Source organism: Paenibacillus sp. FSL R10-2771 (assembly GCF_038000205.1).
Taxonomy (GTDB): Bacteria; Bacillota; Bacilli; order Paenibacillales; family Paenibacillaceae; genus Paenibacillus_AQ; species Paenibacillus_AQ phytohabitans.
The window spans coordinates 4,947,644-4,957,719 of record NZ_JBBOBM010000001.1; the positions used below are offsets into that span (position 1 = coordinate 4,947,644).

The window sequence follows — 10,076 nt, forward strand, 5'->3', positions numbered from 1 at the left end:
ATAAATTGAATCAGGTTGATTATCAATGATTCTCACTAATTTTATTACAAAGGTCCGATTTTTACAAATACCGACTTATAATTTTATTACTCTGTCGCCTGTATCTACAGCTAATAATAGTGATTATTGCCCGGGACCGCTCCCCCTGCTGTACTGTTCGACAACCACTGGAGCAGACACGGCATTAGAGACTCTCTTGTCTCCCCCCAGTTCAAGCACAGCAACGATCCGTTCCCGGGGGCGAATTCCAAACGAACTGCACTGCTCCGTGTCATAAATCCATTCCGGAATCAGGCGGCGCAGGTTCCATGGCTCGGACTTGGCCAGCAGCTGAAAGTTCTGGATCAGACAGCACACCGCCGCATAATCCTCTTCCTGCCGGTGAAGATCCGATTCCTCCGTGGCCACGACCATAAGGAATGGTGTTGAAGCTTCCTCTCCAGAGGATCGCAGTTTCCGGGCAGCTTGACCACCCGTTACATAGATAAAACGCCAGGGTTCTCTCATTCCGTCATTAGGCGCCCATACGGCCTCGTTGAGCAGTTTCAGGACGCTTTGCGCAGGAACAGTGTTGAGATCCGGATGTAATCTGTCGTCCTCACCTATTATACTCCAACTCTCCTCTGCAGGCGTTCTTTTCCGGGCCCTCGGCGTCTTCTCAAAGTATCCGATTTCCAGCATCCCGGCGAACCGTTCTCCTTCTTTCAAGCCCATTTTCTCAAAAAATGACCCGCTGCAAAACATGGAATCCGTGTACCACAGCATTCCTAGCCCTTGTTCCCAGCCCAGCAGTTGAACATTCTGCATAATGCTGCAGACGGCGGCGTAATTTTCGTCGCACTGCCGCTGCGTTTCGGCGGATTCAGCGATGAAAATGATGTGGGCGGGAGTAGCAGTGATTTGTTTTTTTAGAAATCCGGTCATCCTGGCAGGAAGGAGTTTTCCCAGATGACTATCCTTCACCTTGGCAATCATGCTCTCAGCCAGCTCTTCACGTGACTCCGGTGTGCCGAAATAAAGACAGCGCCAATGCGGCGTCCCCTCAGCTTCGTACAGGCTTGCCGCCTCATTCAGCAAAGCAACGATCACTTCTTGTTCGACCGGCCTTGCGCTGAATTTCCGGATCGTCCGCCGTTCTCTTATCGCTTGAGACACATTCTCCATCCTTATCCTCCCCGGAAAATTGTTAACATTCAACAATTTTAAATTGTTTACCAGTAAACTATATTTCGCAATATTAGAGCTGTCAATCTAATTATTAGAAAATAGACTGAGCTTTAATAGCTAAACAGTGAAATCGCACGTTAGTTTACAAGTGAATAATTTCGGGGTAGGATAAAGATAATTTTGCATAACAGGGAGATGCCCAGCCTTATGAACTCATCCGAAGGACTTAAGCGGCTGCTGTATGGCCGATTACTCCACTTAACGCATCTAAACGAACAGCTTTTTGCATCCGAGCTCGATGCTTTCACTGATCTTACCCGCCAGTACGGGCTGACTTTCACTTCAAACTCTTTGACGAGCATTCATGTCATTGATTGCATCGGCAACCACGAGCCCATTAACAGCACCTCGATTGCGGAAAAAATGAAATTGTCCAAGGCAAGCATTACAAAAATCAGCGGCAAGCTTCTACAGGAAGGCTGTATTAAGCGCAGCCGGATGAATGACAACAAGAAAGAAGTCTATTTCAGCCTTACGCCCAAAGGCAGGCAGCTCTTCGTCGTTCATGCCGAGATGCATGAAAGCCTTGAGCAGAGCTTTATTCAGGGTTTGAACACCTTCTCGGAGGCGGAACTGCAGGCTTCACTGAAATTTATCCAAACGGTGATTAGTCATAGTGACACAATGATTAATAATGACGAGAGCTCCTAGTCAGTATAAGGCTTACTTAAGATTTGAACTTGAAGCTTAACCGTCACTGCGGTGAACATTTGGAGCTCCTTAAACAGCATCTGATCTAAACTAATAATAACTAATTTTGTAAATCGCTTGCTGATGGTTTGCTTGCAGTGACCCTATTCCGGTATATGCGTATGCTTAGTTGTACTTTGTACAACTAAAACGTCTGATTTCCAGCCAATTATCCGTTTAGTTGTATTTCGTACAATTAAACTGCCTTTGGACCTTGGTTCTCACCCATTCGGGCAGATTTAGTTGTACAGAATACAGTTATAAGATGCGGGCAGCCCTTTTCGCTGTTTTTAAATGCACAATATACAACTATTACTGAATTTCCACTTGGAACTGAATTGAATACATTCATTGCAGCAATATTAAATGAACTCTCTTCTTTAGTTCGTAGCATAAACAAAGCCTCCCGCATGGTATTATCCCAGGGGAGGCTTTGTTTATACTTTTGTCTCAAACTTACACAGCAAGGATTAACCAGCTATCACTCAGCCCAGGAAAGAGCGCAGCATCCATTGGTTCTTCTCAAGATCAGTGCGGATCTTGATGAACAGGTCGGCAGTCGGCTGATCGCTGACTTCTTCCGCCAGTTCGATGCCTTCAGTCAATTCTTCCGCTACTGTAGCGAAATCTTCGATGAGTGCCTGTACCATTCCCCGTGCATCTTCCTTGCCGGTTGCTTCCTGAATAGTGGCAATTTCCAAATATTCTTTCATCGTCGCTGCAGGACTGCCTTTGATACTCAGAAGGCGCTCGGCAACCTCGTCCATTTTGAGCGTGATATCATCGTACAGTTCTTCAAACTTCACATGCAGGGCAAAGAACTGCTCACCTTTCACATACCAGTGATAGTTATGCACTTTCACATAAAGAACGTTGAGGTTAGCTACCTGACGGTTAAGTACTTGTTCCAATGAAGCGGTATTTACTTTGTTTGATGCTTTAGCCATGAGTTGATCCCTTCCTTATCCATATATTTTGCCGGCTGCTTGTCCATCATCCGGCTATGCAGTAGTCTATTCTCCATTTACCCTTCTGCCCGCAGGGCGAAACAAAGGAGGACACGGGACAAGCAGCTTTTTCCCCGCCGCGTCCTGCCGCTTCCGGTCCTAACCCGTAGGATGAGCCAAGAGTCCTTGCCTTATGCTCCGGGACATGTGAAACAACAGGAATTATTATTATTCTTATCCTCAGACAAAAGGAGGGCCGCCGGCCCCCCTGCTGAACACTAATCCAGTCTGCTGTCCTACACCATCAGAAGCAGGGCTTCCGCCCCAGTCATTCCCGGAACGATGCCAAGCTTCTCCGCCTCTATTGTAACGGATTCCAGCGGGGCAGCCAGCAGCTGCGGCAATGTGCGCACCCCTACTGCCCGTGCAGCAATAATCTGCCGGTCACTCAGCGTATTATTGAGCAGTCCTATATCCAGCGCCCCGCACATGATATATCCCCGGCTTGTGCTGATGCTGAGCAGCGTAGTTTTGGGCAGCTTCACTTCAACCCCGACCAGGACATAATCGCCCACCTGTACAGGCTCCAATGTTACCATTTGCAGCACCTCCTATTATCACGTTCCACGATCTAAGTTATGCGTCCTGCTACAACGGCGTGTGGACGATGGTCCTAGTTCCTTTATAAATTAGAGGGGTCATAAGTCCTTAATTCTCTGCCGGAGGGTATATAAATTTTGCTTGTTTAATGGTATAGTTTATATACTTTATAAATACTTAATGAATCGTGTTAAACGATAAAGCTGGGGGATTAATGGACAAGAAACTACAACACACCGACGGCAACTATCTCTTCAATGTTGACATCCTGATTAATGCCCGTACTAACCCGCTTGCACTGCAATACTTACTTGAAATGTTGAACAACAGCGATAAAATCACAGATTTCAACATTAACTCCGGTCTGGAGCTTGGAAGAACTATAGACACTCTGCTGCGCTCGGCAAAGCTGGCTCTAAAAAACGAATCTTACACTCCAACGCCGGTTTCAGTGAAATTGCCAGAGAAGCCTGCGGACAAGCCCGCCGAAAGACCTCCCGTCAAGAAACCGCCTGTTGTGACACCGGCGGAAACGCCGGCAGACGTGTTCGGCAAGATCAGGCAATATATTCAGAATAACCAGCTGGTCCGGCTGAGAGCGAACCGGCACGGGAAGCAGGTATCAATGCCCTGCCGTATTCTGAACTTTGATGAAGGCGCTAACTCGCTAAGCGTGTACCATGTTGACGAGAAGCAGGTGTACACTTTCAATCTCAATGAAATCGACGAATTCCTGTAAGCAAGCCCAAACAAGCACCCGCCCGGGATCCCGGGAACGGGTGCTTGTTTGTTAGTCTTTACGCGAGAAAGCCTCCACGGCAAAGCATATCCAGCCGGCAAGAAAGCATACGCCGCCGATGGGTGTAATGGCTCCAAGAATTTTGATCCCGGAGGTGCTGAGGATATACAGGCTGCCGGAGAACAGAATAATTCCCGCCCCAATCAGCCGGCCTGCCCAGGCAAGCCGGGCACTCTCTCCCCACTGGCCAGCTGTCAGGCCGATAAGAATCAGAGCCAGTGCGTGAACCATATGATACTGGACACCGGTCTCGTACACTTTCAGGTACTCTTCACTGATCACAGCCTTCAGCATATGTGCTCCGAACGCTCCGATTCCCACGGACAGCATAGCCAGCACAGCTCCCCAGGCTACCAATCTTCGTTGCATGGATATACAGCTCCTTTGTCTCTTGAACTCCTCCTATCTTAACGTATCCGCATGGCTGATTTCCAGCAGCAGGATTTACGGATAATTCTGCCGTAATACTTGCTTTTAGAGCCATCTTATGGAAAAGTGGTACTATCAATCTTTTATCCCAAGGAGTGCAGCCCATGGACCATAATCCTCCACCCAAACCGGAAACCGCACCATCCCGGCCCGCAGAATGGGGCTCATCAGAACAGCCAATACCTGCTGATCCAGCATACGTGTATCAGGAGAACAAACGCGACTTCAAGCACTCAGGTCCCGGCATCGCTTCTTTTGTCATCGCTCTGATTACTCTGATCGGTTATGCAATTGCGTTTGTGTATGTCGGTGCAAAGGCTTCCTCCATCATGAATGAGAATAATAAGCTGATTGCCGATTCAGCGGAAGCGATTATGTATTTGGGCTTATCCGTGCTCATCCTGGCTGCTGTTAATGTGATTGGAGCTGTCACCGGCATTGTCGGGCTTACACTCCGCAGACGCCGTAAGGTATTCGCAGTCCTCGGGACCATCATTAACGCCGTTATCCTGCTGGTGTTCATGCTGCTGATTTCCATGGTTCTGGTGAATGCAGGCGCTGCCTAGGCAGGCGTAATGAATTACTCAAAAAACACAGCACCTCCCCATTTACTGGAGACGTGCTGTGTTTGTGTTTTTCAGCTTTTTTTACAGCTTAGAACCGGGCAGTTATAGCTCAAACTCCTCGCTTGAATCTGAAAGACCGCCATTCTGCACACCATAATTATTGGCTACGGCAAGAACGTACACCTTGTATTTAATCCCGCTCGCAACTGCATTTCCGTTCACATCTCTGGCTGCAGCTGCAACTGTCGGATTCGATCCGTTTGGAGCCACGGCCTTATACTGTGAAGCCGGCACTCCGAGCGCATCCGCTGCACCAAACCCTTGCTTGGAAGGGACTACGTATACCCGGTATTCCAGGATATTAGCCTCGTTCGATGATTTGGTGAAGCCGATCAGAAGGTTACCTTTGTCTACACTATAAGTTACATTCGTAACAGAGGTGAGCGGGGTTTTGCCGGCCAGGGTAATTACTGACGATTCTCCGGACAACACGTTCGGGCCCGCATAATTCGCAATTCCGACGGACAACACATACACTTTATAGCTGATTCCATCTTTGATTGTAGTACCGCGCACATCTCTGGCTGAGGCGTCTAAAATTATGCTGGTGCTATTGCCGGATGTACCTGCTGAAGTGTACGTGGAGACATTATTCGCATCAGACAAGCTGAAGCTGCTGTAATAGGAAGTAGGCACCACCAGAATCCGGTACTCTCTGATGTAGGTTTCATCCGAAGCATGAGTAAAGGACACCTTCAGATCACGGCCGTCACCGAAATCGGTAACATCGCTGACAGCTAGGCCGGAAACTGCGCTCACACTTGAGGAATTCAATAACGTAATTACCGATGAACCTGACGAAAGTACACCAGACCCCGCGTAACTTCCGCTTCCAATAGATAATACATACACCCGGTAACTGATCTCATTCTTAAGCAGATTCCCGCGAACATCTCTGGCGGAGGAAGTTAATACCTGGCTGGTCGTGGAGCCCGATGTACCTACTGAGGAATAATTTGCACTTGATACATTATTCGCGTCAGACAAGCTGAAGCTGCTGTAATAGGATGTAGGCACCACCAGAATCCGGTACTGGCTGACATAAGTCTCATCTGAAGCATGGGTGAATGACACCCTCAGATCGCGGCCATCCCCATTATCGTTAACGTCAGTCACACTCAGGTTAGTCACAGCACTCATGCTGAAATCATTCCATAGCGTAATTTCGGCAGAGGCAGGAGAAAGAATATTGGACCCTGCATTCCCCCCGCTTCTGACAGATAAAATATACACTTTATAATTGATTCCGTTCTTCAGCAGCGTCCCGCGCACATCTCTGGTGGACGAGGTCAGCACTAGACTGGTAGAAGAACCGGAAGTGCTCACAGCAGTATAGTTGGCTCCCGATACATTATTCGCCTCAGACAGGCTGTAGCTGCTGTAGTAGGATGTAGGCACCACCAGAATCCGGTACTGGCTGATATACGTTTCGTCAGCGGCATGGGTAAAGGACACCTTGAGGTCACGGCCGTCATTATAGTCGTTAACGTCAGTGACATACAGGCTCGAGATCCCGATGCTGGATAGGGTAACCGGAGACGAAGCAGCGGATAACACATTATTGGCGGTATTGCTGCTGTCAACAGCCATGGCGAATACCCGGTAGCTTACCCCTGTCTGAATCAGTGCTCCGTCTGTATCCCTGGCTCCTGAGGAAAGAATCTGGGTAAGATTAGCACCTGTCTTGGTGACTTGTGTGTAATAGGCACTGACGACAGAATTGGCTTTGGCCAGATTAAAGGCTGAATAGTTCGCCGCTTTAACCACAAATATCCGGTAAGAGCTTATCTTGGTCTCATCTGCCAGCTTGTTGAAGCTGACGGACAGATCGCGCCCGTCACCGTAATCGCCATTATCGGTCACTTGTACATTGCTTATTACCGGTGCAATATTATTGGTCAGAGTAATGGTGGAAGAACTGCCGGAAAGCGCGCTGAGGTTACTTCCTTTGCCTACCGTAAGGACATAAGCTTTATACCCTTGACTGCTTTTAATTACTTCTCCATCTGCCGTTCTCGAAGCAGCTGTCAGTTTAACCACAGGATTGGCGCCTGTTACCATAACTGAGGAGTAATTAGATGCGGGTATAGCCAGTGCTGACGACAGATCAAGCGAATTTCCCGCTTTGACGATCAGAACGCGGTAATGGTCCACCAGGGACTCATCGGCCACCCGGTTGAAGCTGATCTGCAGGTCGCGTCCGTCACCGAAATCACTGATATCCTGCGTGGTTACGCCGGATACCGGAGCAGTATTAACACCGGCCGGTACCGGAGTGGTTACCGTCACAACCTTGGTGGTCTGATTCCAGCCCACTTCCCGGCCCAGCGCTTCACTTACGAACCGCGTCGGAACCATAGTTCTGCCCTTCAAATTCTGACCGGGCACATCCAGGCTTACAGACCGATTATTAATCGTAGCTGTCTTGGAGCCGATCTTCAATATAACCGTTGTATCCTCCTGCACCGCCGTTACAGTCTGCGTCTTCTGATCCCACTTGATAGCGGCATTGAAGGCTTCGAAGATTGCACGCAGCGGCACCATCGTCCGTCCGTTCACCATTACCGGAGGCTGATCCGTAGACAACTGGACTCCGTCAATAATGATGCGGATCGGTGTGACTGCGGCCTTGGCCGGGGCTTGAAATAGTAACGGAACTATCAGCAACCCCACTACAATAGAAATCCATAACTTCTTCACAAACTCATCCTCCCAGATAGGAAAAAAATCTCATCTATTTCTATCTCTTTGACGTAAAATCACGGGTAAAAGTTTCTCGCAAACCGGTTACAATAAAATAATCTTTTGGAGGTTGAATCATGCCGCAGGCAAGTGAAAACGGTAGCGCCCCTTTAATAAGGACACTACCGTTTCCATGGTAAAGATTAGGATAATGGTTGGCGCGAAGCCTATGCATTCTTATCGTGTAAGCTGGCGGTGCCGCTTCGCTGCTCCGTGCTTCACTGATTAACCAGTGAATCCAGTGAAGCATACACATGCGGCCCGAAGCCCTCCGAGGCTTCCCGCTGCGGAATGTTCAGCCTGATGAGATAGCCTTGGCCATCAACTTCCTTCACGGCAACCTGGCGGGTCAGGCCAGAGCCCATTGCGGTAAGATACAAGCGGATGCCGGACATCCGCCGGTCCCGCTCTTCCCGGGTAAGCGCCGTAACCTTGCCTGTAGCCGCAAGTTCAGCCTTCCCCTCCTGCTCTATGGCATCCAGATCGAAATCGGCAGGAAGCTTGATAATTTCGGCGTAATACCCCGGGTCTACCTTCATCGCCAGCTTGCCGCTGGCCGCGTCAAAGCTGAAGATATCGAATACATACAGGGAGTACCCTTCTCCTTCGGCAAGTGCCGCCGTCTTCTCTTCCTCCATCCCTTCCAGTGTCAGCCTGAAGGTCTGCGTATCCGGGAGCGCACTGGCCGCCGGTGCGGCCCCTCCGCCCTCTGCCTTGGACAGGCTGGACAACACACGCTGGACCGCGGTCCCATCGCTTCCGACCACTTTTTCCACATACGCAAAAACAACGGCATCATCCATTTCGAGCAGCTCCGGCGCATCCTCCGTGCCGGCACCCAGCTCAAAGGCTGTGGGTCCTTCTTCAGTCTCAATCTCTACGGAATGATTATCAATCTGTCCGATATAAACGCCGGATCCCTGAATAACCTGTGTCTCTGCAGCTCCGGTAGGACTTGGCGGGAGAGCAGGGCTGGGGCTCGGCGCAGCTGTGCTCTCTACAGGTGCAGATGACGGGCCCGCTGACGGTAGTCCCGGCGCTTCAGCCGGATGATTCCCGCCGCAGGCGGTTAAGGCCAGCATTAGTACAGCGACTGCTGCGATAGCAGTCAGCGAACGTTGTGATCTCATAGCCTTACCTCCTCCATATCTCACGGTAAGCCCTGAGTGTGCTGCTTACCTTATTAACGATTACCCCAAAGGCCGGGGGGCATAAACTTGCCGGACGGGGCTGGGCATCCGCCGTACGCACAGAACCGCAGATTTAATACAATGATGGAGAGCCTTATTCAGCACCTTGAAGGAGTGATTTCCCCTGAGAATCGATATCGGCTGCGGTCCCGGCAAAGAATCCGGTTATCTGGGAATCGACCGCAAGTTATACCCCGGTGTGGATATTGTCTGCGATATTTGCGAGGGCATTCCCCTGCCTGATAATACCGCCGAATTCGTGATGGCCAGCCGGGTAATGCCCTATGTAAACGACTTGTTTGCAGCATTGTCCGAGATTCACAGAATCAGCACGCATAAAGCGGTCATCTGCATTCTCTCACCCTATGCCCATAGTTTTCCGCATATCTCCAACCCTATGTTCAAACAGAAGTTTGACGAATATACACCCCGTTATCTGACCGGCAGCTTTTTTCAGCCTTCTCTCAGCCCAATCTCCCCGGAGATTCCGGACTATCCGGCTCCTGCGCCGCCGTTTGATTTCAGACTGCTGCGGATGGAGCTTTTCTATCAGTATCCTTTTGACGACTCGCTCTATGAGACGGAGGAGCTGGAGGTGCTCAAGACGCTGCAGTCCAATGTCGTCCATGAAATCATGTATCATTTTGCCGTAATTAAGCGGGAGATCAGCCGGGAAGAGCTGGAAGCCATGAGCAGAAAAGTCTATCCGGAACCGCGCGCGCTGTTCGAACGCCGGCTCCGGTCGCAGAACAGACATAATTAATGAAAAAGAATCGCAAATGGACATACAATAATGCCTTGCACCGCACATAGGCTAATACCACAC

General features: G+C 49.6%; 11 protein-coding genes. 4 read left to right on the top strand and 7 right to left on the bottom strand.

Going from position 1 to position 10,076, the window contains the following annotated elements; translation table 11 throughout:
* Positions 1-123: 123 nt before the first annotated feature.
* Positions 124-1,164: a nitroreductase family protein gene (locus NSU14_RS21240; RefSeq protein ID WP_076242702.1), complete on the bottom strand. Its 1,041-nt coding sequence runs from the start codon at positions 1,162-1,164 to the stop codon at positions 124-126.
* Between the two features lie 210 nt (positions 1,165-1,374).
* Between NSU14_RS21240 and NSU14_RS21245 the strand changes: the two genes are divergently transcribed.
* The gene (locus NSU14_RS21245) at positions 1,375-1,878 is read left to right on the top strand and encodes a MarR family transcriptional regulator (protein WP_340947303.1); all 504 of its coding nucleotides are present in this window, start codon (positions 1,375-1,377) and stop codon (positions 1,876-1,878) included.
* 235 nt (positions 1,879-2,113) lie between these two features.
* Here the strand turns inward: NSU14_RS21245 and NSU14_RS21250 are convergent, their stop codons facing one another.
* The 3 genes from NSU14_RS21250 to NSU14_RS21260 all read right to left on the bottom strand — a co-directional run bounded on the left by NSU14_RS21250 (position 2,114) and on the right by NSU14_RS21260 (position 3,463).
* Positions 2,114-2,311, bottom strand: coding sequence for a hypothetical protein (locus tag NSU14_RS21250; RefSeq protein WP_144025972.1), 198 nt, complete (start codon positions 2,309-2,311; stop codon positions 2,114-2,116).
* Positions 2,312-2,402: 91 nt separating this feature from the next.
* Entirely contained in the window at positions 2,403-2,864 is a 462-nt protein-coding gene (locus NSU14_RS21255; protein WP_039307503.1) for a Dps family protein, read from the bottom strand.
* A gap of 296 nt (positions 2,865-3,160) precedes the next feature.
* Entirely contained in the window at positions 3,161-3,463 is a 303-nt protein-coding gene (locus NSU14_RS21260) for a YunC family protein (protein ID WP_039307501.1), read from the bottom strand.
* A 215-nt stretch (positions 3,464-3,678) separates the two neighbouring features.
* On the opposite strand from NSU14_RS21260, the gene NSU14_RS21265 reads away from it, so the two are divergent.
* Positions 3,679-4,203, top strand: coding sequence for a hypothetical protein (locus NSU14_RS21265; protein WP_042135266.1), 525 nt, complete (start codon positions 3,679-3,681; stop codon positions 4,201-4,203).
* Between the two features lie 51 nt (positions 4,204-4,254).
* Here NSU14_RS21265 and NSU14_RS21270 read toward each other — a convergent pair whose 3' ends face one another.
* On the bottom strand, positions 4,255-4,632 hold the full coding sequence (locus tag NSU14_RS21270) for a DUF423 domain-containing protein (RefSeq protein WP_076242700.1): 378 nt from the start codon (positions 4,630-4,632) through the stop codon (positions 4,255-4,257).
* 164 nt (positions 4,633-4,796) lie between these two features.
* Between NSU14_RS21270 and NSU14_RS21275 the strand changes: the two genes are divergently transcribed.
* Positions 4,797-5,258, top strand: coding sequence for a hypothetical protein (locus tag NSU14_RS21275; RefSeq protein WP_340947304.1), 462 nt, complete (start codon positions 4,797-4,799; stop codon positions 5,256-5,258).
* Between the two features lie 102 nt (positions 5,259-5,360).
* Here the strand turns inward: NSU14_RS21275 and NSU14_RS21280 are convergent, their stop codons facing one another.
* Complete coding sequence (locus tag NSU14_RS21280; RefSeq protein WP_076242698.1) at positions 5,361-8,018, bottom strand: copper amine oxidase N-terminal domain-containing protein; 2,658 nt, start codon at positions 8,016-8,018, stop codon at positions 5,361-5,363.
* Between the two features lie 260 nt (positions 8,019-8,278).
* Positions 8,279-9,190 carry a hypothetical protein gene (locus NSU14_RS21285; protein ID WP_340947305.1) on the bottom strand — a complete coding sequence of 304 codons (912 nt, stop codon included), beginning with the start codon at positions 9,188-9,190 and terminating at the stop codon, positions 8,279-8,281.
* Between the two features lie 259 nt (positions 9,191-9,449).
* On the opposite strand from NSU14_RS21285, the gene NSU14_RS21290 reads away from it, so the two are divergent.
* Positions 9,450-10,013, top strand: coding sequence for a class I SAM-dependent methyltransferase (locus tag NSU14_RS21290; RefSeq protein WP_256703750.1), 564 nt, complete (start codon positions 9,450-9,452; stop codon positions 10,011-10,013).
* Positions 10,014-10,076: the final 63 nt, after the last annotated feature.

Excerpts from the sequence above, each read along its gene's own strand:
- NSU14_RS21250 (WP_144025972.1), bottom strand. The coding sequence starts at position 2,311 with ATGCTACGAACTAAAGAAGAGAGTTCATTTAATATTGCTGCAATGAAT.
- NSU14_RS21265 (WP_042135266.1), top strand. The coding sequence starts at position 3,679 with ATGGACAAGAAACTACAACACACCGACGGCAACTATCTCTTCAATGTT.
- NSU14_RS21255 (WP_039307503.1), bottom strand. The coding sequence starts at position 2,864 with ATGGCTAAAGCATCAAACAAAGTAAATACCGCTTCATTGGAACAAGTA.
- NSU14_RS21260 (WP_039307501.1), bottom strand. The coding sequence starts at position 3,463 with ATGGTAACATTGGAGCCTGTACAGGTGGGCGATTATGTCCTGGTCGGG.
- NSU14_RS21245 (WP_340947303.1), top strand. The coding sequence starts at position 1,375 with ATGAACTCATCCGAAGGACTTAAGCGGCTGCTGTATGGCCGATTACTC.
- NSU14_RS21240 (WP_076242702.1), bottom strand. The coding sequence starts at position 1,164 with ATGGAGAATGTGTCTCAAGCGATAAGAGAACGGCGGACGATCCGGAAA.
- NSU14_RS21285 (WP_340947305.1), bottom strand. The coding sequence starts at position 9,190 with ATGAGATCACAACGTTCGCTGACTGCTATCGCAGCAGTCGCTGTACTA.
- NSU14_RS21270 (WP_076242700.1), bottom strand. The coding sequence starts at position 4,632 with ATGCAACGAAGATTGGTAGCCTGGGGAGCTGTGCTGGCTATGCTGTCC.
- NSU14_RS21275 (WP_340947304.1), top strand. The coding sequence starts at position 4,797 with ATGGACCATAATCCTCCACCCAAACCGGAAACCGCACCATCCCGGCCC.